The 25,227-nt window shown below is 44.3% G+C and carries 13 protein-coding genes and 1 pseudogene; 7 read left to right on the top strand and 7 right to left on the bottom strand.

The window, feature by feature from the left end; all coding sequences use genetic code 11:
• Positions 1-13: 13 nt before the first annotated feature.
• The 7 genes from BQ9893_RS05625 to BQ9893_RS05595 form a co-directional block, all read right to left on the bottom strand.
• Entirely contained in the window at positions 14-2,341 is a 2,328-nt protein-coding gene (locus tag BQ9893_RS05625) for a GH92 family glycosyl hydrolase (protein WP_075965110.1), read from the bottom strand.
• A 15-nt stretch (positions 2,342-2,356) separates the two neighbouring features.
• Positions 2,357-3,463 (bottom strand): basic secretory protein-like protein, encoded by a 1,107-nt coding sequence (locus BQ9893_RS05620; RefSeq protein ID WP_075965109.1) that lies wholly within the window; start codon positions 3,461-3,463, stop codon positions 2,357-2,359.
• Between the two features lie 410 nt (positions 3,464-3,873).
• A complete protein-coding gene (locus tag BQ9893_RS05615; protein ID WP_075965108.1) occupies positions 3,874-5,667 on the bottom strand; it encodes a RagB/SusD family nutrient uptake outer membrane protein in 1,794 nt (597 codons plus the stop codon).
• Positions 5,668-5,686: 19 nt separating this feature from the next.
• The gene (locus tag BQ9893_RS05610; RefSeq protein ID WP_244155060.1) at positions 5,687-8,683 is read right to left on the bottom strand and encodes a SusC/RagA family TonB-linked outer membrane protein; all 2,997 of its coding nucleotides are present in this window, start codon (positions 8,681-8,683) and stop codon (positions 5,687-5,689) included.
• A gap of 571 nt (positions 8,684-9,254) precedes the next feature.
• A complete protein-coding gene (locus tag BQ9893_RS05605; protein WP_075965106.1) occupies positions 9,255-11,048 on the bottom strand; it encodes a RagB/SusD family nutrient uptake outer membrane protein in 1,794 nt (597 codons plus the stop codon).
• Positions 11,049-11,067: 19 nt separating this feature from the next.
• On the bottom strand, positions 11,068-14,061 hold the full coding sequence (locus BQ9893_RS05600) for a SusC/RagA family TonB-linked outer membrane protein (RefSeq protein WP_075965105.1): 2,994 nt from the start codon (positions 14,059-14,061) through the stop codon (positions 11,068-11,070).
• Positions 14,062-14,421: 360 nt separating this feature from the next.
• Complete coding sequence (locus BQ9893_RS05595; protein WP_075965104.1) at positions 14,422-18,489, bottom strand: response regulator; 4,068 nt, start codon at positions 18,487-18,489, stop codon at positions 14,422-14,424.
• Positions 18,490-18,601: 112 nt separating this feature from the next.
• Between BQ9893_RS05595 and BQ9893_RS05590 the strand changes: the two genes are divergently transcribed.
• From BQ9893_RS05590 to istB, 7 genes and pseudogenes are all read left to right on the top strand, one after another.
• On the top strand, positions 18,602-19,720 hold the full coding sequence (locus tag BQ9893_RS05590; RefSeq protein ID WP_075965103.1) for a TlpA disulfide reductase family protein: 1,119 nt from the start codon (positions 18,602-18,604) through the stop codon (positions 19,718-19,720).
• Positions 19,721-19,839: 119 nt separating this feature from the next.
• On the top strand, positions 19,840-20,532 hold the full coding sequence (locus tag BQ9893_RS05585; RefSeq protein ID WP_075965102.1) for an iron-sulfur cluster assembly scaffold protein: 693 nt from the start codon (positions 19,840-19,842) through the stop codon (positions 20,530-20,532).
• Positions 20,525-20,716: a hypothetical protein gene (locus BQ9893_RS05580; protein WP_075965101.1), complete on the top strand. Its 192-nt coding sequence runs from the start codon at positions 20,525-20,527 to the stop codon at positions 20,714-20,716. The genes BQ9893_RS05585 and BQ9893_RS05580 overlap by 8 nt, the downstream gene beginning before the upstream one ends.
• A gap of 9 nt (positions 20,717-20,725) precedes the next feature.
• The gene (locus BQ9893_RS05575) at positions 20,726-21,727 is read left to right on the top strand and encodes a GGGtGRT protein (RefSeq protein ID WP_075965100.1); all 1,002 of its coding nucleotides are present in this window, start codon (positions 20,726-20,728) and stop codon (positions 21,725-21,727) included.
• A 372-nt stretch (positions 21,728-22,099) separates the two neighbouring features.
• Positions 22,100-22,501 carry an Arm DNA-binding domain-containing protein gene (locus tag BQ9893_RS05570; RefSeq protein ID WP_075965099.1) on the top strand — a complete coding sequence of 134 codons (402 nt, stop codon included), beginning with the start codon at positions 22,100-22,102 and terminating at the stop codon, positions 22,499-22,501.
• Between the two features lie 303 nt (positions 22,502-22,804).
• Positions 22,805-24,169, top strand: a complete 1,365-nt coding sequence (istA, locus tag BQ9893_RS05565) for an IS21 family transposase (RefSeq protein WP_075965098.1) — start codon at positions 22,805-22,807, stop codon at positions 24,167-24,169.
• A gap of 11 nt (positions 24,170-24,180) precedes the next feature.
• Positions 24,181-24,855: pseudogene (istB, locus tag BQ9893_RS05560) on the top strand (IS21-like element helper ATPase IstB).
• The last annotated feature ends 372 nt before the right edge of the window (positions 24,856-25,227 follow it).

Raw genomic sequence — 25,227 nt, 5'->3', positions numbered from 1 at the left:
AGAATATGTTTAATTAATTTGAAGACAAAGAATAGGGTCTGTCTGTCCCGTTAAAAACACGTTTTTTATTGGGAGAAGAGGTCATTTCGAATGTCAGCGTACCGCCGTCCATAATATCCTGCTGAGTAATGAACCCTTTCGTATAGGGCTTGCCATTCAGCTTGACCGACTTGACATAGCGTTTTTTGTCGCTTACCTTGTCGGCCTTTACCTCAAATGTCTTGCCGTTTTCAAGCGTTACCTTTATATAAGGCAAGTAAGGAGCCCCCAACACATACTGGTCCGTTCCCGGACAAACCGGATAGAATCCCATCGAAGACAGTATATACCAGGCGGACATCTGCCCGCAGTCATCGTTGCCGCACAAGCCGTCAATATTATTGCGGTACATCTTATTCATTATTTCACGCTGCCAATATTGCGTTTTCCAGGGTTGCGAGGTCCAGGCATACAGGAACGGGATATGATGGCTCGGTTCGTTGCCATGCACATAGCCACCCAGCAAGCCCTCCTCCGTCACATCTTCGGTCTGGGCGAAAAATTCGGCAGGCAGATGCATCATAAACAGAGAATCGAGCTTGGAGACAAAGGACTTCTCCCCTCCCATCAGGCGAATCATGTTGTTCACATCCTGCGGCACATAGAAAGAATAGTTCAATGCGTTTCCTTCGATAAAACCTTCACCATGCGTACTCAGCAAATTGAAATTCTCTTTCCAGCGTCCGTCGGCATAACGCGGACGGGCATACCCGATATTCGTATCGAAAACATTCGTATAATTGGCCGCCCGTTTTTTATACGTATCCGCAACAGAACGATTGCCGGCCAAAAGAGCCGTGTGATAGATCGTCCAGTCGTCATACGCATACTCCAACGTCAGAGAAGCGGCGCTGCCGTTATGGTCGAGGGCGACATACCCTTTTTCCATATATTCGCCGGTCCCGTCCAGATAAGGAATCGTGGAACTGCTCACCATCGCTTTCAAAACCTCTTCCTTGTCCAACGGAAGACCTTTCGCTACGGCATCGGCCAAAACAGAAACGGAATGATATCCGATCATGCACCAGTTTTCATTTGCCATGTGGCTCCAGATAGGCAAAGCCTTATGTACACTCTGCTCGCAATGTTTCAGCATGGAGCGGGCGATATCCGTATTAACCCGGCGATTGATGATGTTGAACAGCGGATGCAGGGCACGATAGGTGTCCCAAACGGAAAAAACCGTGTAGTTCGTGAAATCGTCCGCTTTATGAATATTATGATCCAATCCGCGATACTGTCCGTCCACATCCGTATAGACGCAAGGATTGATCATGGTGTGATACAAAGAAGTGTACAACATCGCCAACTGATCGTCCGTACCGTTAGCTTCGAGAACGGACAATTCCTTATTCCAGGTTTCACCGGCACGAGCCGCCAATTGGTCGAAACTATAGCCGGAGGCTTCAGCCCGCAGATTTTTCAAAGCGCCGTCGGTACTGACACCCGAAAGGGCGACTTTCACTTCCAAACCTTCGGAAGCCGCTGGATCGAAATCAAAATAAGCAACGATCTTGCGTCCGCCTATATCCGGAAAGTTTTCTTTCATATTGAATTTACCGTATCCGCCCCGGTAATTGACCTTTGCCTTTTCTTCGCACCCGTAATGAACGACCGGTTTGGAGAAAGACATGGCGAAATAGGTATAGTTGGTACGAGCCCATCCGTTCGTGATACGATAGCCCGTGACCAGCGTATCGTTTTCAACCCGGATATTTGTCCAAAGGACTTTCCCGTCGTAATTGTAGATACCGTGGATCATATCCAAGATAATCCGCTGGTTCCCGGCATCTTTCGGGAACGTATATTTATGTACGCCCACCCGCTTGGTTGCCGTCAGCTGTGCTTTCACGCCGTAGTCGGCCAGCATCACTTCATAGTAGCCGGGACGGGATACTTCCGTATCGTGTGAGAAACGCGAACGGTAACCACCGTCCGGATCGGTTGCCGTTCCGGGATTCAGTTTCAATTCGCCGGTGACCGGCATAATCAGGATATCGCCAAGATCGGAATGTCCGGTTCCGCTGAAATGCGTATGGCTGAACCCGACGATACTGCTGTCCTTATGTTGATAGCCGGCACAATATTCATAAGCACGCGGCTGGTACTTGCCATCCACGTTATGAGGGATCGTATCCGTGTCCGGGCTCAACTGAACCAGTCCGAAAGGCACGCAAGCCCCCGGAAACGTATGTCCCATCCCGTTCGTCCCGATAATCGGGTTTACCCATGCGGTCTTATCCTGTGCGGACAAGCTCCCAAGGGTCAGCAATGCAGAAAATAAAAGAATTGTCTTCTTCATGGATCTTTTTCTATTTTATTTTGATAAAAAAGCCTGATATTCATTCCACAGCCCTTCAATGCTGGCATCTTCGCCAAACATACGCTTCATCGCTTTGTCGAAACTCCATTCGTCGAGGTCGCGGACCGTCTCATGGAATTTGCGGATGGCATCCGAGTCTTTGGTTGTCAGCCATTGGATAAAAAAGCCGGTCGTACGATAACCGTCCATCCAGTTGCCGCCCGGTTTGCGGGTACTCATATCGAAATATCCGGCCTGGGCACGGACAGCATCCGCCAGTCCTTCGATACAAGCCCAGAAAGTCTTGTTGGTCGAGTAGGAACCGATACCTTTCGGTTCGAACTGATAGGCGTGCACCAATTCGTGGTACAGAACGCCACGTGTTTCGAAATCGAGCTTATAAAGGGATTCGTTTGCCGATTTCTCGATATGCTGTGTGCTGTAGACAATCGAGATGACAGGCGGGGTACCACCTTTGGCTGACACTCCGTCATAATCTTTCAATGTATATTCGATTTTCTGTACGTCGTTCATCGTATCCTTATCCGTATAGAACAGTATCTCCGCCACTTTGCGTGCATGAAAGCGGATGTAGGCATCCGGATCCTGTACCAGTCCGGTATAAACAGAAGCACCCTTCGTCTCCGGATCGAGCACTTTAAAGTCGACATCAGGATAGTTGAAATTTTCCCAATTGGCATCTAAATTGGTATCGAAGAACAGGACATCGCCCAGCACCAACGTGTCACCGGCAGCCGTACTGGCTTCCAGCATATATTGTTTGTAATTGGATGGTTGGGTTATCGGGCAAAGGATTTCCTGATAGCGAGAGCAGAACGTCTGATCTTTCCGTTCATCCACAACCACCCAGTTCTTTCCGTCGAACGACCCTTTCAATGTCCAGGCAGACGGATCATGTGCAGGCGTCTCGCCGGATGAATAGATTTTATAACTTTGGAAGGGAGCCGTATATTGCTGATCAAAAATCACTTTGTTTACCCCTTTCGTTCCCACAAAACAAGTTGTCGGATTCCCATCTGACAATTCTGGAACATTCACCGGTAATTTTGCCTGACAAGAACATAATAATAAACCTATCGACATTAACACATAACTCTTCATACTTCACAAATATTTCAGTTTTTCCTTTATCCGACAATTAGTAAAAAGAGTCCGCTGGAGATACTAAATCATCTCCAGCGGAGATTAAAACTAAAAACACAAACTCCCTTATTATTTTTTCACATCAGCTATAATCTTTTTTTCTCTTTCTCAAATCAACGGCAATATTAAAAAATATTCTTTTATGCAAGAGTAACACTCAAATACCTAAAGAATACCACAATCAACATTGGTCATCCATGACACTATTCAGGAAAATTATGACACCCTTGATCTTTCGTAAAGCCGTACAAGCCTGCCAAGAAAAACTTAGCAGGCTTGTCTGATTATTCCCTCAAAATAGCCTATATCTATAATTAAGTGCTACGTTAATATTCAAAACAGCTATTCTTTCGGTCGGTCATGCATTTTCAGTCCCAACCCGGAGTCGTTTGCTTCAGGACCGGACTTGCGTTCAACTGTCTCTGAGGAATCGGGAAATAGCTATACTCTTTGTCCGTAGCGTCTTTCTCCTTATTCCACCATTCTTCATGGAACTTGTTCCAACGGATCAGATCGACACGGCGGCGGCGTTCACCGATGAACTCGCGTCCCCATTCATCCAAAAACTCGGCGTCTGTCAACTTATCCGGATTTGCCACATAGCTATATTTCGGCCATTCCTCCGCAGGGTAATTCCTTACCCGTACATAATCCAGCAGTTCTGCTGCCTTTGCCTTATTCCCTTCTCTGTAATAGCATTCTGCCAAAGAGTAATACATCTCGGACAAACGCATTTCAGGAGTGGACTGAGAACGGAACAGACCGTCATGATCCGGCAAATAAGGGAATTTATTGAAACGGAAACCTGAGTTCTCTTCACCGGTTGTCACCTGAGACCCTTTGGATATCACATCAGCATCATTACAAATGAAATAACCGCCACGGGCAGCGACCTCCAATAAATACTGCTTCTTGTTCTCACTATTCAAGGATTTGTCTTCGGAGAAACGTCCTACCTGGTCGACAAAAATCAACGGGAAACCGGTCCATTCCTCTGATCCGTTTACATTTTCATCCGTAAAACCAAACTGTTTCGCTTCATCGTATTTCATCTGCGCACCTTGCAGGAAGAAACCTTCATAACCTCCCTTTGCATCCGTGGTATGGAACGGGATCACGCGGTAATCGCATTTTGCATACTTTTCAAACGGATTTCCAAGTCCGCTCGCAAACTGGTAGACATTCCCCTGGAAGTCGCGTGAAGGCTGCAAATGGATACCGTTGTTTCCGCCACCGTCACTACCGATTGTCTGGGCTGCCGAATAGTGCATACCATCTGCCCACATCGTCTGTTGTTCCAAACGGCCACGTTCATGCCAGAATTCAAACATGTTTTCTGGAGACTGGTAGTTATTGATACCGGAACGGAACGGATCACGATAGTCTTGCTGGTTGATGCTATACGTGCCATACTTCCCGGCGATAATATCTTCAGCCCACTGCTTGCAATCCTGATAATGGTCTTCATTTACCCAAACATTTGCATTCAGGTAGAGGCGAACCAACAGGCCCGCTGCCGGTCCTTGTGTCCAACGACCAAGACGTTTTTCTTTCGGTAATGTCGGGATAACTTCCTTTAATTCGGATTCAATAAAATCAAACACTTCTTTCGTCGTGCTTTGAGATACGATCTCATCTGTAGCTTGCTGTTCAGTTGCAATCGGAACCTGACGGAAGAAGTCCAGCAAAAACATATAATACCAGGCACGCAATGTACGCAGATCACTGTAATAAGCGCTTTTTTCCTCTTCTGTAATACCAATCGCCCCGAAATCAATTGTATTGAAATCGCGTAGAACCGTATTCACCTGGCTGATGCACTGATAAGAGTTCACCCAGGCACCATTGATCTGCCCCTGGATATAGTTCCATTTGTGTTCGTGCAGGCGAATCCACTGACCGTCATCATATCCATGACGCCCTTTCTGCGTCCAAACAAAATGGTCGCCGGTCAATTCCTGCAATTTCCAGATATCACCACGCCACGTAACATTGTCACTATGTTCGAAACAACGGACTACGGCTGCTTCAACAGACAATTTATCCGTATAATAATTGTCTCTCACCAAATCCGAATATACTTTTTCTGTCAGGTCCGTACAAGATGTCATGGCAAGAGCACCCAACAAACCGGCAGCGCATAATAATTTTATCTTTTTCATGTTCTGTCTCCTAATTTGATTAATAAGTGATTTGTACACCAAACGTCATATTTCTTGCGGTCGGATATACTTCCATGCCACCGATTCCCGGCCACAAACCAGTTGTCGTCACCGTCGTCGGATCCACACCCGAATACTTTGTCAATGTAAATACATTCTTCAACGTACTATACACACGTAAATTGGAAACCCACTTAGTTTTCAATTTCGGAGTCCATCCCAACGTGATATTATCCAAACGCAAATAATTACCATTCTGCAAGAAGTAGTCGCAAATCACTTTCGGCCCCTTGATATGAGCATTTTCTTCGTATGCGGAAGCCAACTTGTTATCAGAAGCTATCACTTGCAAGCCATAATACATTTCATATTGGTTCATTACCTGATAGCGGAAACGGCCACGGAAGAACAACGACAAATCAAAATCTTTGTATCTGAACGTGTTGCCCCAAGACAATTCCCATTTGGGAACGCCTGTTCCTTCCAGATAAACTTTGTCTTGTTCGTCGCCATCAGCCCCTAACTTCGTTGTGCCACCTTCTGCACCTTTTTCCCAAATCATGATATTTCCGGCATCATCTACGCCTGCATAACGGAACCCATAGAAAGAACCGATCTCGATTCCGTCTTCCAAACGCTGGGCCGAACCCGGATTACCCGGAGAAGGGAAACCGTCGCCCTCGATATAACCCAACTGGTACTTTTCATTGGAGAAAGATTTCAACTTGGATTTTGTATAGGCCAAATTCAAGTTTGTCGAATAAGAGAAATCCTTCGTCTGCACAGCATCCCAATTCACCTGTAATTCAAAACCTTTAGAGGTCGTCGTACCTACATTGGCATAGATTTTATCATGCAGATACGGAGGTAAAGGAACCGGATATTCACCGATTACATCACGACCTTCACGAACGAATGCATCAAAGCTACCGGACAAACGAGAGTTGAACAAGGTATAATCGATACCTAAATTGTAAGAGATTTGTTTTTCCCAAGCCAAGTCATAGTTCGGGTTGTTGCCCGGTCCATATCCCATGATAAACTTGCCGTAGGTATCACTATAATACTGCCCGTATCCAGAATATTTAGCTTGTGCCGTATAACGGTCGAATCCGGAACGTCCGGTCACACCATACGAAACACGAAGTTTCAAATCGTCAACGGCAGAACTGTTTTCGAACACCGGCAATTTGGACACGCGCCAAGCAGCGGATGCCGCCGGGAAAAGCCCCCACTTATGGTCTTCACCAAATTTGGAGTTACCTTCATGACGCAGAGATCCGGTAAACAGGAATACATCATTCCAATTATAGTTGATACGTCCCAAAAATGCAATCGTTTTTTCTTCTTCCTTATGAGATTCCATACCCAAACGGCCGTTCACCTTTTCGTACTCGCCACCTTGGATATAATTATATAAGAAAGCATCGGAAGGAAAATCACGGTTCGATGCCGAAAACCATTCGTAATCGAATTGCTGGTAGGAATAACCGCCCATGATTTTGAAATCATGTTCGTCATTGATCTTGAACGAATAGTTGCCCAACCATTCCAACGTCCAGTCTGTCCAGGCTTCCTGTTTCAAGAACGCATAACCATTGTAATTTCCATTGATACAATCCTTATGTGTCTTAAACTTATACTGAGACTGTTTCTTGTTGTGCCCCTGACGACCAAGCTTCAACTCGGTGTTCAGATTTTTAAGAATGTTCAGCTTTAAGTTCAAGTCGATCGTGGAATATTCCTGTCTTGCTCCATTTTCCTGTTCCGTCAAGTTCTTGATCGGGTTGAAAGAGTAGCTGTTACCTTTGAATATATCCATTTCGTCCACGCTGTAAGTCGGGTTTAACTGGACAGCTTGCTTGAACGAAGCATAGTCCGTATAATCCTCGTCGGCGACACGGTAAGAAAAATTTCCACCGACTTCAACCAAGCCTTCCAGAGTAGTATGTTTGAAGTTTCCACGCAGCCCATACTCTTTACGATTGGAAGCGATATCCAAACCCTCCTTGCCCTTGAAATTCGCAGACATACGGAAAATCGTCGATTCGCTACCGCCGGACAAGGAAATATTGTGATTGTGGCCGAAATTATTTTTATTGATCAATTCGTCATACCAATTGGTACGATGTCCATACTCGACAGCACCTGTAACTTTTTCCAGATATGCATCCGCCCCCAAAACATCCGGCTTACTCGCGACAAAGTCATGTTCGACATATCCGTCATACGTGATGGTCGTCTTTCCTGCTCTTCCTTGCTTGGTCGTTACCAATATTACACCGTTTGCACCGCGAGAACCGTAGATAGCTGCGGCAGAACCGTCTTTCAATACAGTAATGGATTCGATATCCGACTGCGCCAAATTACGCAAATCTCCGCCCGGCATACCGTCAATCACGATCAGCGGGCTGTTGCCGGCTTTCAAAGAAGAAGCTCCACGTACCTGGATGCTACCGCTTGTGTTCGGGTCGGCTGCGGCAACACTGTTAACTACAACACCGGCTACTTTACCATCGACCATCTGCATCGGGTCGTTCACTGCGCCGGCCAAGAAGTCTTTGCTACTGACACTCGTAACCGCTGTTGTCAAGTCTTTCTTCACGGAAGAACCGTAACCGACTACCACGACTTCTTGCAATTGCTCAAGGTCTTCCTGCAAAGTGATCCGAAAGGTAGTCTGACCTTTTACCGGAACTTCTAATGTTTTAAAACCAATATAAGAAATTTGTAATACAGCATTAAGCGGTACATTTTCGACAGTAAATGTACCGCTTACATCGGTAATATTACCGATCGTTGTTCCTTTAACGATAACATTGGCTCCAATAATCGGATCGCCGAAGTTATCGACTACAGTACCCGTCAAAGTCCTATCCTGCTGCATGACCATCACATCACTATCCGATAACGGAATGGCAAATGCGGTACTAACAGAAAAAGCAGACATTAACAAGCACAAGACTGAGGCCTTCACCATCCCTTTTGGGGATAATAGCTTAGATTCTTTCATCATTTTTTTGCTTTTTAGTTTAACACTATAACATGGTTACATTATAAAAGACAGGGGGAATCTCTATTCTGCCTTTTCTTCTATTTTTGTAATTCGACAGCAATATTAGAAGATCTTAACATGAAAGAAGTAACACTAAAACGCCAAAAGAGTACCATTTTTACATAGCTGTTGATTATGACACATTTTTGAACATCCATGACACCTTTGCTACTGGATTCTCCACCGATCCCCTCCCTGTTCAAAAAAATGACAATATCCCCCTCCTTAAACAGCCATATATCATAAAATCCTTAATCTAAGCATTATACAAAAAACCTTGTTTGTTAAAAAATATTACCCTATAGGGAAAATTGAATTAAACAGGGTAGAAAACCGAATTAGATGCAGTAGTAGTTTCGATTTGAACCAATCGTTTTTTTTAAGAATATGAAAATATTTGACAATAAGGGATAGGATTACAAATAAGAAGCAAGGGTATATCAACAAAAAAGTCTGCCAAGAATAACGCTCTTGGCAGACTTTTCCTATTTATTCTGAAAAAACAGCTGTTCCTTCAGGTTTGACCATCATATTATTCCCAACCCGGAGTCGTTTGCTTCAGGATCGGACTTGCGTTCAACTGTCTCTGAGGAATCGGGAAATAGCTATACTCTTTGTCCGTAGCGTCTTTCTCCTTATTCCACCATTCTTCATGGAACTTGTTCCAACGGATCAGATCGACACGGCGGCGGCGTTCACCGATGAACTCGCGTCCCCATTCATCCAAAAACTCGGCGTCTGTCAACTTATCCGGATTTGCCACATAGCTATATTTCGGCCATTCCTCCGCAGGGTAATTCCTTACCCGTACATAATCCAGCAGTTCTGCTGCCTTTGCCTTATTCCCTTCTCTGTAATAGCATTCTGCCAAAGAGTAATACATCTCGGACAAGCGCATTTCAGGAGTGGACTGAGAACGGAACAGACCGTCATGATCCGGCAAATAAGGGAATTTATTGAAACGGAAACCGGAATTCTCTTCACCGGTTGTCACCTGAGACCCTTTGGATATCACATCGGCATCATTACAAATGAAATAACCGCCACGGGCAGCAGCGTCCAACAATACCTGGCGTTTATTATCGGCATTCAACGACTTGTCTTCGGAGAAACGTCCTACCTGGTCGACAAATACCAGTGGGAAACCAGTCCATTCCTCTGACCCGTTTACATTTTCATCCGTAAAACCAAACTGTTTCGCTTCATCGTATTTCATCTGCGCACCTTGCAGGAAGAAACCTTCATAACCGCCCTTTGCATCCGTGGTATGGAACGGAATCACGCGGTAATCGCATTTTGCATACTTTTCAAACGGATTTCCAAGTCCGCTCGCAAACTGGTAGACATTCCCCTGGAAGTCGCGTGAAGGCTGCAAATGGATACCGTTGTTTCCGCCACCGTCACTGCCGATTGTCTGGGCTGCTGAATAGTGCATGCCGTCTCCCCACATCGTCTGTTGTTCCAAACGGCCACGTTCATGCCAGAATTCAAACATATTTTCGGGAGACTGGTAGTTATTGATACCGGAACGGAACGGATCACGATAGTCTTGCTGGTTGATGCTATACGTGCCATACTTTCCGGCGATAATATCTTCTGCCCACTGCTTGCAATCCTGATAATGGTCTTCATTTACCCAAACATTTGCATTCAGGTAGAGGCGAACCAACAGGCCCGCTGCCGGTCCTTGTGTCCAACGACCAAGACGTTTTTCTTTCGGTAATGTCGGGATACATTCTTTCAACTCCGACTCGATAAAATCAAACACTTCCTTAGCCGTGCTTTGAGGAACTATTTCATCGGCAGCCTGCTCTTCCGTGGCAATAGGCACTTGGCGGTAAAAGTCCAACAAGAACATATAATACCAAGCGCGTAGCACACGCAAATCGCTGTAATAAGCACTCTTTTCCTCCTCCGTAACGCCAATTGCACTGAAATCAACCGTATTGAAGTCACGCAATACGGTGTTTACCTGGCTGATACACTGATAAGAAGCCACCCAAGCACCATTCACCTGCCCTTGGATATAGTTCCATTTGTGTTCGTGCAGGCGAATCCACTGACCGTCATCATATCCATGACGCCCTTTCTGCGTCCAAACAAAATGGTCGCCGGTCAATTCCTGCAATTTCCAGATATCACCACGCCACGTAACATTGTCACTATGTTCGAAACAACGGACTACGGCAGCCTCTACGGATAATTTATCGGTATAGTAATTGTCTCTCACCAAATCCGAATATACTTTTTCTGTCAGGTCCGTACAAGATGTCATGGCAAGAGCACCCAACAAACCGGCAGCGCATAATAATTTTATCTTTTTCATGTTCTGTCTCCTAATTTGATTAATAAGTGATTTGTACGCCAAACGTCAGATTTCTGGCAGTCGGATATACTTCCATGCCACCGATTCCCGGCCACAAACCAGTTGTCGTCACCGTCGTCGGATCCACACCCGAATACTTTGTCAATGTAAATACATTCTTCAATGTACCATACACACGTAAATTGGAAATCCACTTCGTATTCAATTTCGGAGTCCATCCCAACGTGATGTTGTCCAAACGCAAATAATTACCATTCTGCAAGAAATAATCGCAAATCACTTTCGGTCCCTTGATATGAGCATTTTCTTCGTATGCGGAAGCCAACTTGTTATCAGAAGCTATCACTTGCAAGCCATAATACATTTCATACTGGTTCATAACCTTGTAACGGAAACGGCCACGGAAGAACAACGACAAATCGAAATCTTTGTATCTGAAGGTGTTGCCCCAAGACAATTCCCATTTGGGAACACCTGTTCCTTCCAAATACACCTTGTCATGTTCGTCACCGTCGGTACCCAACTTCGTAGTGCCGCCTTTTTCTCCTTTTTCCCAAATCAGAATGTTGCCGGCATCGTCTACACCCGCATAACGGAATCCATAGAAAGAACCAATCTCGACACCATCTTCCAAACGCTGGGCAGAACCGGGGTTACCCGGAGACGGGAAACCATCACCTTCGATATATCCCAACTGGTACTTTTCATTGGAGAATGATTTCAGTTTGGATTTCGTATAAGCAAAATTCAAGTTTGTCGAATAAGAGAAATCCTTCGTCTGTACAGCATCCCAATTCACCTGAAATTCAAAACCTTTAGACGTAGTCGTACCTACGTTTGCCACAATCGTCGAATGCAAATACGGAGGAAGCGGAACGTTGTAGTCGCCGATAATGTCACGTCCTTCACGCACGAACGCATCGAAGCTACCGGACAGGCGAGAGTTGAACAAAGTGTAGTCAATACCCAAGTTATAAGATATCTGTTTTTCCCAAGACAAATCATAGTTAGGATTGTTACCCGGTCCGTATCCCATGATAAACTGGCCATACGTGTCGCTATAATACTGACCGTAACCGGTATATATAGCCTGTGCCGTATAGCGGCTGAATCCGGAACGCCCGGTCACACCGTAAGAAAAACGAAGCTTTAAATCGTCAACAACCGAACTGTTTTCGAATACCGGCAATTTGGATACACGCCAAGCGGCAGATGCTGCCGGGAAAAGCCCCCACTTATGGTCGGCTCCGAACTTGGAGTTTCCTTCATGGCGCAAAGATCCGGTAAACAAGATCACGTCATTCCAGTTATAATTGACACGCCCCAAGAATGCGATCGTCTTTTCTTCTTCCTTATGAGATTCCATACCCAAACGGCCGCTTACCTTTTCGTAATCACCACCTTGGATATAGTTATACAAGAAAGCGTCTGATGGGAAATCGCGGTTGGAAGCCGAGAACCATTCGTAATCGAACTGCTGGAAAGAATAACCGCCCATGATCTTGAAGTCATGCACGTCGTTGATCTTGAAGGAGTAGTTGCCCAACCATTCCAACGTCCAATCGGTCCAAGCCTCTTGTTTCAAGAAAGCATAACCATTATAGCCTCCGTTGATACAATCCCGGTGTGTTTTGAACTTGTATTGGGATTGTTTCTTGTTGTGTCCCTGACGCCCCAGCCTCAACTCGGTGTTCAGGTTTTTCAAGATGTTCAACTTCACATTCAGGTCAACCGTGGAATATTCCTGTTTTGCGCCGTTTTCCTGTTCCGTCAAGTTTTTGACCGGGTTATATGAATAACTATTACCTTTGAATATATCCATTTCATCCACGCTGTAAGTCGGGTTCAACTGGACAGCCTGTTTGAACGAACCGTAGTCCGTATCATCTTCGTCGGCCACACGATAAGAGAAATTACCGCCCACTTCCAACAGGCCTTCCAATGTCGTATGCTTGAAATTACTCCGCAAACCATATTCCTTACGTTTGGAAGCGATATCCAAACCTTCCTTGTCCTTGAAATTGGTTGACAGACGGAAAATCGTCGATTCGCTACCGCCCGACAAGGAAATATTGTGGTTATGACCGAAATTGTTCTTGTTGATCAGCTCGTCATACCAGTTGGTACGATGTCCGTAATCAACAGCTCCCGTAACCTTCTCCAAATAGGTGTCCGGATCCAAAACATCGGGCTTGCTTGCCACGAAGTCATGTTCGACATATCCGTCATATGTAATGGTTGTCTTGCCCGACTTACCCTGCTTGGTGGTAACCAAAATAACGCCATTGGCACCGCGAGAACCGTAGATAGCCGCGGCTGAACCGTCTTTCAATACAGTAATGGATTCGATATCGGACTGCGCCAAGTTACGCAAGTCGCCACCCGGCATACCGTCAATCACGATCAGCGGGCTGTTGCCGGCTTTCAAAGAAGAAGCTCCACGTACCTGGATGCTACCGCTTGTGTTCGGGTCGGCAGCAGCGACACTGTTCACGACAACACCGGCCACTTTACCGTCGACCATCTGCATCGGGTCGTTCACGGCACCGGCCAAGAAATCTTTGCTACTGACACTCGTCACGGCTGTCGTCAAGTCCTTCTTCACGGAAGAACCGTAACCGACAACCACCACTTCTTGCAAGTTTTCGGCATCCTCCTGCAATGTGATATTTAAAGAAGTCTGTCCCTTTACCGGAACATCCAAAGTCTTAAATCCGATATAAGAGATCTGCAATATTGCATTATCCGGTACATTTTCAACTGTAAATGTACCATTCACATCGGTAATATTACCGATTGTCGTTCCTTTGACAACGACATTAGCACCAATAACCGGATCGCCGTAATTGTCAACCACGGTACCTGTCACTTTCTTATTCTGCTGCACAATGTTTATCTCCGGCATACCCGACGCATTCACGTCCAGCGGACTTGCGGAAAAAGCCGAAACCAATAAACAAAATGTAGAAACTTTTGCGATGCCCATCAAGGACATCTGTTTGGAAGTTTTCATGATTCTTGAAACAATTGTTTAAATTAATAATTTTAAATACTTTCGTGTTTGACACATTCTTTTCAAGTTGTTTCCTTCATAGGCATTAATTTGTTTTACAATTCGGCACAATATTAAATGGTTTTAACTAATCCGGTAGTAACCTCAAGACACAAAAAAATAGCATAATTAACAAATGGTCAATTATAATACCTTTTTATACAACCGGGACACTTATTATATTTCATAGGATTTTCACTGGATCATAAGCATTTATAATCACAGCAACATGAGAAAACAAAGAAAGAGTGCCATATTTATCCGTAGATAATCATGACACTCTTTTGTTCAATTAAGACATTTAAATGAATAAATAATGTATCAGCGGTCCTCTATTCCTCTGGTTCTATACTGTCGGGGGGTCATTCCGTATTTGGCTGAAAACTCACGATAGAAATAGGATTTGTTAGAGATTCCGACCTGGTAGATGATTTCCTGCACGCTCAGATTTGTCGTGACTAAAAGCCGGGCTGCATGCATCATACGGTAGTCCTTGATGAAATCGCTCGGCGTTAACGGTGAAATTTTTTTAAAACGGCGATACAAAGCACGCGTATTCAAGCCTAATTTACCGGCTATAAACTCAGGACGTAACGTATCCTGTGCAAGATTTTCCTTGATTATGGCTGTCACGGAATCCATAAACTCTTTATCTTCCTGATGGATCAACTGCCCACCGGACTGTTCGTATGCACTTTCCGGGGAATAATAATAGTCTTTCAGTTCTTTTTTATTCGAGATCAAACGATTCACGACAGAATGGAGTACTACAGACGAGAACGGCTTGGTCAGGTAAACATCTGCTCCCAGATCCAGACCTTCTGCCTGCTCGTTTTCCGAAACTTTTGCAGACACAATAATCAATGGTATATGCCGGGTAAACTTGTCGGACTTGATACGGCTGATCAATGCAAAACCATCCATACTCGGCATCATGATATCCGTAATAATCAAATCCGGTGTTTGCTGCTCCATCAAAGTCAAAGCTTCTTCTGCACTAAATGCTTCCCGGACGACATATTTGGACGATAGCGTTTCCTTGATCAACCAAACAATATCCCGGTTGTCATCGACCACCAATATAACCGGATTATCGGTATTCACTTCAGCCTCGGATGTGGTTGCTGAAACCACCGGTTTAACAATCGGGACATCCTCCTCGGCTTGCCCTTCCGATTCTGCCTCCTCTGCCTCCAAATGAGGCAGTGTAACAATAAACTCTGCATATTCGCCTTCCTGGCTTTCCACCCTTATCTCTCCATGAAGCAGTTGAACCATGCTGTGGCTGATAAAAAGCCCCAACCCGTTTCTGGATGTCATCTGAGTATAATTATTACCATCCAAATCTCCTAAAATATGGAAACGGTCGAATATCGTTTTCAAGTCAGCTTCCGCAATTCCCTTACCCGTATTATATACCTTTATTATTAAAGAATCATTTTCTACCCGGACAGAAACCTCGATCGTGCCTTTCTGAGCCGTGTACTTGAATGCATTCGACACCAAATTTCGTATAATCTTCTTCAGGCTGGGGACATCCGTATTCCAATAAACAGGTTCACCGGTCTCATCGAAAATAAAATTGATCCCGTTCTGCTCGGCAACAGGCATAAATGATTCGCATTGTTTCCGGATCAAACCGCTTATAGACACCCGTTTGATATGTATACGGCTGAACCCGACTTCCTCAATCTTTCTGACATCCAGAATTTCTTGGATCAATTCATTCAAGTTTGTGACATTCTCGCCCAAGATACGGGCATATTTCTCCAGTTTTCCGTCAGTCAACCGGCCGGCGGAAGCTTTGATATAATCGTTCACACCATTAATTAAGGTCAAAGGCGTGCAAAGCTCATGCGTAATATTGGCAAAGAAATTCAGTTTCGCTTCATACAGTTTTTCTTTTTGTTCTTCGCTGATCTTCCGGGCGACTTCGGCTTGCTTTTCCACAATCCGGCGGCGCAACCAATACACGATGCCCAAACATGCGGCGGCCAACAACAGGCCATAAATAATCATAGCCCACGAACTGCGATACCAAGGAGGCAACACTCGTATATGCAAAAAATACTCTTGGCCATCCGAATCGAACACATCATTCTTGTAACGGACTTTCAAAACATAATTGCCATAGGGCAACTTCGTAAAAGTGACCTCGTTGTCTTTTTGCAGTTCAGTCCACGATGTATTATAGTTTACCAATAGGTACGAATACTCATAGTTTTCCCCGTGTATATAGTCGGTCGCCACAAAAGAAATCGAAAATGTGGATATGTTTGGAGGAATAGTCACATATCCGGTTTTCTGATCCGTATAGTCGTACAAACTATGCGTTTCATTCCCCATCTTCAATTCAAAAAAATGCAAGGCAGGCTTATAATTTTCCTGCCAGTCGTTTTGCGGATCTACCCATATCAACCCGTTAATTCCACCGAAGAACAATTTTCCCGTGTAAGGACACTTCCAATAAGCATCATCCGAGAATTCCGTCACATTCAGATCGGGACTTTCATAATTATGGAAAAAACGATTGTGAGGATTATATCTGGTCAGTCCTTTATTCGTGCTCATCCAAATGCATCCGTCAGAATCTTCCAAAATACCATGAACCATATCATTCTTGATGCCATCGACCCTGCCATACTGGCGTACCTCCGCCGAGTTTCCCAAACGCAATTTCATCTGCGTCATACCTGAACTGGCTCCCAGATAAAAAGTTGAATCTCGGCTATAGCACATGCAAAGCACATCGCCTACCGCCCGGTTACCGGCATTATTCATCGGAATAAATTCGTATTCCTTAGTCAGCAGATTAAAACGAACCAACCCATATCCTCCACGGCTCCCTAAATAAAGAAGAGAAGCCTCGTCATCATAATTCATAGAATGGAACTCATTACAAACTTTTCCATCCTTTTCAAGGACAAAAGACTTTACATACTTAATGACAGGCATTCCTTCTTTTCTGCCAATGACCACTTCCAGCAAGCCATCTCCGGTCGTTGCCATCCATAATGTCGAATCATTCACTTCACGGATGGCATGGACATACCTGATCTTTGTATCAACAAGGCTTGCCATCGTATGAACCTGCTTATCCACCAAAGAATAATAGGACAATCCCGGCCCTTCCGTCCCAATCCACACCCAGGGATAATAATCGCTTTTACGGAAACAATAGACACGGTCACTGGACAAGCCGTTCGAGGTTGTGAAATGTTTGATCTTCTCTGTCGGTATTTTCCCCTTTTCGTAAGAATCATAATCTTCCACACGTACAAAACCATTTCCTTTCGTTCCGAACCAGATCACTTTTTCATCTTCAGTATAGATCGAACGGACCGGATTTCGCATGACAATCGGCAAATCTTCAAGCAGAATTCCTGAAAACAGGTTATACTTGTCATAATACATCTGGATACCCTGCCCGTCTGTCCCGACCCAAAGGATGTCTTGTTTCCTGTCAGGCAAAACACAGAACAACCCGACATCAAACTCCAAGGCTTCTTCGGGATTATCGATGTTTAGTAAAAGCCCATTCCTGAAAACCAGATACGGAGCAGAATGAAACAATACGATGCGGGAAAGTTTTCCATATTTATCCATCCAACCGGTAAGATCGGCCAGGAACTCTTTCTTGCGTTCTTTCATCCGGTAAGAATAAATACGTTTTTCTTTATCCACATAGTACAGACTGCCATCGAGATAGTAAGCGCAGTCTATCTTCTTCTCATGGATCAGGGTTCTCTTTATATCCAATGTAATAGGGAAGGATTTGAAGTCGGGGGATATCTCTAACAGATAGCCGTCGCTGTCAAGAATAAAAAACTTTCTTTCTCCGTCGACAAACAAGACTTTGGCTGCATCTTCACTCATTCCTTGAACATGTATATCCAAAAAAGAACCGGTTTGGGGAGAATAACAGGAGATAAAATTCTTTTGTTTTATAAGCAACGTATTACCGGCTGAATCAGCCACAACATTCAAACATTCGGGATATTCCGTATAAGACTCTGTTACTTTCCTGTCTATCAACGAGAACCTATTTAAACCCATAGAAGTCGATATCCACAAATAGCCATCTCCGCCATACATTATTTTATTAATGATATTGCTGCATAAAGTATTTTTGTTGTCCGGTTCAAAGCGAAACACACGCGTGTCTTTGCCATTGTACAGGTTCAGGCCATCATAAGTACCGATCCACATGTAACCGTTCTCATCCTGGTACATATCAAGTATGGCGTTGTTCGACAAATCGATGTTATCCGCAACATGCAAGGAAATCTCCGCCGATGCCGGACTGGCAAACAGGTACAAACAGACAATGACAGACCTAATTAAACGGAAAAACGCCGCATATCTGGTATCTATATAGAATAAATTCATAATAACGGTTATTAGACTGCAAATATAGCAAATAATGTGTCAATTTTTTCTTACTTTTGCACCAAACGTCTGTAACTATAAAGTATTAATCGTTTTAAGACAACGTAAGTATATGAAAAAGTATCTTCCTATCGCCGCTTCCATCCTGCTTCTTGCAGCCTGTAGCGAAAAACCGGGTTACGAAATCACCGGTACCGTTTCAAACAGTGATTTGAACGGTAAGTATGTATACCTTTATGAATATGGGGTAAAAGAAGCTGTACCACAAGACAGTGCTTTAGTTCAAAACGGGATTTTCACCTTAAAAGGCACGCAGAATGTTCCGGTCCTACGTATCCTCCGCTTTTCGGAAGAAGTGGTTGAACCTGTACGTGTCGCTCCCGGAGAGAACGCTCCGTTCACGGCGACTTTCGTGCTTGAAAACGGGAAATTGACTGCAGTACTGGATTCGACCTCCACTGTTAGCGGAACTCCTGAAAACGATGACCAAAGCGAGCTACAGGCCAAGATCAAAAACTTACGTTCCGGCATAGATAAATTGATCGCTGATATGAAGTCGGGCAATGAAAGCCTGATCAAACAGGCGGAAGCCAAATATGATGAAATCGACAGGAAGATTACCGATGCCGTTGTCAACTACATCCTAACTCATACGGACAAACAGTCTGCTGCCAAGAATCTCTACGATTTTCGTTACAACATCGACGAAGAACAGCAAAATGAAATCATCTCCAAAGCTGATTCATCTTTTAAATCCGTTCCGGGAATCAGCTACATGATCGATCACCTGAATGTGCTGAAAAAGGTTGCCGTAGGACAGAAGTTTACGGATTTTGAAATGCCGGATGCCAAAGGCGAAATACACAAGCTCTCCGAATACGTCGGTAACGGCAAAGTCGTCCTGATTGATTTTTGGGCCTCCTGGTGTCCTCCCTGCCGCGCAGAAATGCCGAATCTGGTCAAAGCACACAAAGATTATAAAGGAAAAGGATTCGATATCGTCGGCATCTCACTGGACAGCAAAGCCGATGCATGGGCCAAAGGTGTAAAAGACCTGAACATCACCTGGACACAGTTGTCCGACTTGAAAGGCTGGCAGAACGGCGGTGCGGCCCTTTATGGCGTCAACAGCATTCCTCATACCGTTCTGGTCGATAAAGATGGCACGATCATCGCCAAGAACCTGCACGGCCAAGAACTGGAAGATAAAATTAAAGAAGTTTTGAAATAACCCGACCTGTTGCACGGCTGAATTTAAAATTTTATCTTTGTGCAGTCTTTTAGAAAGCGATCTTACATAAAAATTAGCATAAAGTTTTATTATCACTTTAATATAATAAATTAGCGATTATGATTTATTCACAAGAAGTTCAACACATGTGTGTTGTAAAGAAGGGAGCTAACCACCAGTGTGCTCCGATTCCTGAAGAAGGAAAGTGGGTTAGAGCGACTCAGATTTCTGACATTTCTGGTTTGACTCACGGTATCGGCTGGTGTGCACCGAAACAGGGTGGATGTAAGCTGACACTGAACGTTAAAGAAGGAATTATCCAAGAAGCACTTGTAGAAACTATCGGTTGTTCAGGTATGACTCACTCTGCTGCAATGGCTTCTGAAATTCTACCGGGCAAAACACTGCTGGAAGCATTGAACACGGACCTTGTTTGTGACGCTATCAACACTGCAATGCGCGAATTGTTCCTGCAGATCGTTTACGGTCGTACACAGTCTGCTTTCTCTGAAGACGGTCTGCCTATCGGTGCAGGTCTGGAAGACTTGGGTAAAGGTCTGCGCAGCCAGGTTGGTACAATGTACGGAACATTGGCTAAGGGTACTCGTTATCTGGAAATGGCTGAAGGCTACTGTACTCGTATGGCTCTCGATGCAGACGACGAAGTAATCGGTTACGAATTTGTTCACCTGGGCAAATTCATGGATATGGTAAAGAAGGGTATGGATGCTAACGAAGCACTGGAAAAAGCTAAGGGCTCTTACGGTCGTTTCAAAGAAGCTGTAAAATATATCGATCCTCGTAATGAATAAGAAAACACTGACACGCGTCCTCTCCGGGCTGATTGCCATCACCATAGTGGCAACGGTTATCGCTTACTTCCTGATTAAGCCGGACCGTCCTTGGATGGCTTTTTATGTGGCCTGCTGCGGTGGTGTGCTTGTTTTCAATTTTCTGATATCTTTATTTCTGGTAAATAAGAATTTAAAAAAGTAAATAAATAATATGGCTTTATTTGAAAGTTATGACCGCCGTATCGATCATATCAACGCGGTTTTAAAAGAATATGGTATCAACGGCATCGAAGATGCAAAGGCTATCTGCGACGCTAAAGGTATCGACCCTTATACAATGTGTAAGGAAACACAACCTATCTGTTTCGAAAATGCTTGCTGGGCTTACGTTGTAGGTGCTGCGATTGCAATCAAGAAAGGCTGCACAAACGCAGCCGAAGCTGCTGAAGCTATCGGTATCGGTCTGCAAGCATTCTGTATTGCCGGTTCTGTTGCTGACGATCGTAAGGTAGGTATCGGACACGGTAACTTGGCTGCCCGTCTGCTTCGTGAAGAAACAAAATGTTTCGCATTCTTGGCAGGTCACGAATCTTTCGCCGCTGCAGAAGGCGCTATCAAAATTGCCGAAATGGCAAACAAAGTTCGTAAAGAACCGTTGCGCGTTATTCTGAACGGTCTGGGTAAGGACGCTGCTAAAATCATTTCCCGTATCAACGGCTTCACTTACGTTCAGACTCAGTTCGACTATATGACCGGTGAAGTAAATGTAATCGCAGAAAAAGCATACTCAAACGGTCTGCGTGCAAAAGTTAAGTGCTACGGCGCTGACGATGTTCGCGAAGGTGTTGCTATCATGCGTAAAGAAGGCGTTGACGTGTCTATCACAGGTAACTCAACTAACCCGACTCGCTTCCAGCACCCGGTTGCAGGTACTTACAAAAAAGAATGTATGGAAAACGGCCACCCGTATTTCTCTGTAGCTTCAGGTGGTGGTACTGGTCGTACACTGCACCCGGACAACATGGCTGCAGGTCCTGCTTCTTATGGTATGACCGACACTATGGGCCGTATGCACGGTGATGCTCAGTTCGCGGGTTCTTCATCTGTTCCTGCTCACGTGGAAATGATGGGATTCTTGGGTATGGGTAACAACCCGATGGTTGGTGCTACGGTTGCAGTAGCAGTTGCTATAGAAGAAGCCATGAAGAAGTAATCAAACAATTCTCATATATAAACTCCTGTGATCGTTATGATTACAGGAGTTTTTGTTTATAGGAATATCTTACATACTTCTTCTTTCTTGCCCAATCAGATGCTCCTTTAAACAACAAATATTCTTTGTAAAGTATTGGGGTTAGGATATAGGAAACATAGAAAGCATTCATGATTTTTCATTTTTAAGAGAAAACAGGAAAAGATATTTCCTACCTAAAAACGATTAGTTTGAAAGTTTTTTGTGACCAATTTGTGACCATTTTTGCTTTTTCATAAAAACGGTCACAAAAAATCATTACAACAATCTAATCCTCAGCAATATACGTAAATAAAAGAACTTCTAAATGTCTAATTTTAAAGATTAAACAAGATGGTTAGAAGTTCATTTTCTATTCTCTTCTTTATAAGAGAAAGTAAAGTTCGGAAAAATGGGAATGCTCCTATTGAAGTTATAATCACTATCAATGGTGAAAGATGTTCCTTTTCTACAGGGAAACAGGTTCATATTGATAAATGGGACAAAACCAAGCAACAAATAAAAGGTAAAGATGAGGAAGCCAAAAGCCTCAACAACTATCTGAAAGCCGTAAAAGCCAAACTGTATCAGAAAGAAGCAGAATTGTTGGATAGAGGTTTTATCATTACAGCCAAACTTCTATGTGAAGCGTTTCAAGAAAAGATCGAATCTTTAAAAGAGAAAAGTTTATTTGAGGTCTTTACAGAACATTGCATAATTCGGAGCATCCCCACCCAGTGTTTCCTCCTCAATTAGCATCTTTTGAATTGTAACTCATAGCATTCAAAATCGCCAAATTGCACCATATTCACCCAATTTAGGAGTAAATTCGGGTAAAAATGAAAGAAAACAGTTTCAAAAATCAGTTATTTCGGAGCATATACACCCATCCGGATGAGTGTTTCGACCCTATTTCGGAGCATTGCCACCCACCTGGTACCCCTGATTGCATTTCGGAGCATTGCCACCCAGTCAAACACTACTTCCCTATACCTTTGTGCCCTAAATTTAACAGGTAACAAATTAATGCACAAAACGATGGCTGGTAAAATAACAGAAATGAGTAAACTTAAGCAAATTCTTCAATTACATGAAAGTGGAGTTTCTAACCGTTCAATCGCTTCACAACTGGGAATCTACAAAGAAACGGTCAACAAGTATATACGTCAATTTAAAACCTTGTCAGTGGGTGTTAAAGAGCTATTGGAGAAAGACGAACCGGAATTGGAACGAATCTTTAACGGTGGCGCCCCGGCCTATACGGACAAGCGCTTCGATGATTTTTCCAAGCGCTTACCCTATCTGGAAAAGGAACTTGGACGTAAACATGTGACCCGGATGCAGCTTTGGGAAGAATATATTGCCGAATATCCTGCCGGCTATGGCTTCACCCAGTTTTGCTTCCACCTGAACCAACACAGAATCGCCCAACAGCCTTCTACGGTGTTAGTGAACAGTTATGTTGCCGGTGAAAAGTGCTATGTCGATTTTGCCGGCGATACGATGCAGTACGTTGATATGGATACCGGAGAAGTCATCAAGGTACAGACCTTTGTAGGCTGCCTTCCCTATACGGACTATGCGTTTGCCATCTGTGTCCCTTCACAGAAAAGCGAGGACTTTATTTATGCCATCACCCGTATGTTTGCTTTTTTCGAGGGTGTCACCAAAATAGTTGTACCGGATAACCTGAAGTCCGCCGTAGTTAAAAGCGACCGCTACGAGCCTGAAATAAACCGTTTGATGGAACACCTGGGCAATCACTACGGTTTTGTAACCCTGCCGACAAGGCCGGGCAAACCAAAAGATAAATCCCTGGTTGAGAATCAGGTCAGGCTGATATACCAACGGGTATACGTTCCTTTGCGTAAGCGGGTTTTCTTCTCTTTAGAGGAACTGAACAAGGCCGTCCTGGAACAAGTCAGGCTACACAACCGCAAACGGATGCAGCAGCGTCCATACAGCCGGGAGGAACACTTCATCAGTGATGAGAAGAAGACGCTCAAACCCTTACCCGGTACCCCTTTCGAAGTGCAGTATGACACAGAACTGACTGTCAGTGCCAACTGCTGTATCTACCTGGGCAGGGACAAACATTACTACTCTGTCCCTTATCAACATATCGGGCAGAAGGTAAAGGTAATCTATACCCGCACGTTGGTCAAGGTGTACCTTAAAGGCGAGCGCATAGCTACCCACCCGCGTATAGAGAGTTTTGGCTACAGCATGAAGGAGGAACACCTGGCTTCACACTCGAATGCATACACAAAGCGTTCCATGGCATACTACAATCAAAAAGCGGGTGAGAAGTCCGCAGTGCTGAAAGAGTTCTTCGAGTTGATGTTCGCTTCACAAAACGTGCCGCCGGAGTTCTTTTATAAACGCTGTGACGGCCTGTTGCGCCTGCAAAGGATAACTCGCTGAAGTTATCAGGAATGGCGCGTTTATGGGCTTCACTCGGTGAAACCAAACGCCTGGACAAACTCACGCTTGTTGATGGATTAATGTTGCTTTTACAAGCGGAGAAAGACACCCGTACCACCAATCGGAACGCCCGCCTTATAAAAGAGGCGGACTTCCGCTACGGTGCTACTCTGGAACAACTCGAAGCCGGCAGCCATCGGGGAATAGACCCTAACATGCTGGCTCTGTTAGGCACGGGAAGCTATGTGGACAAAGGCGAATCCGTCCTGATCACCGGTGCCGCAGGAGTAGGCAAAAGCTATCTGGCTACAGCGTTGGGAAACAAAGCCTGTAATCAGGGATACAAGGTCAACTATTTCAATATGCAGAAACTTTTGGGCAAGCTCAGGTTGGCACGGGTGGATGGAACCATTATCAAGCTGATTACCAAAATATCCAAGGTGGACTTGCTTATCATCGATGATTTTGGCACGAAGGCGCTGTAGGGACAGCAACAGAATGACTTCATGGAGATCATAGAGGACAGGCATGGAAGAAAGGCCACTATCATTGCCAGTCAATTACCCGTCAGCAAGTGGTATGATGTCATCGGAAATGAAGTCATTGCTGATGCGATCCTGGACAGAATTGTACACTCTTCGCATCGTTTTGACTTAAAAGGTGAGAGTTTAAGAAAGAAATTATAAATTTGTAACCCAATGCCATTTTATAGGAAACAAACTGGGTGGATATGACCGAAATGCCTGGGTGGGTATCACCGAAATATGCACAGAACATAATAAGGGACAAGAAAAATTAATTGGTAACGGAGTTTCTAAAGCTACTCACCCTGTCTTTCTATATGTAGAAAATCAAGGGATAGAAGGGTGAGGGCTGTTCTCGGATTATGACGAACAAATCATTTCTCCAGTTGGAACCCGGTTTTGTAATAATCCGAAACTTCACGCTCATCCTGCGGGATTATAAAGGACTGCGTCATTCCTAAAGCGGCTAATTGCATGAAATGAAAATATAATCAGAAAAATAGGTCTCAAATCAAAACAAAAATGAATGTCAGT

The organism is Parabacteroides massiliensis, assembly GCF_900155425.1.
Lineage (GTDB): Bacteria > Bacteroidota > Bacteroidia > Bacteroidales > Tannerellaceae > Parabacteroides > Parabacteroides massiliensis.
Note: the sequence above shows the minus strand (reverse complement) of the source record. Positions and strands in the feature narration are given on the sequence as shown.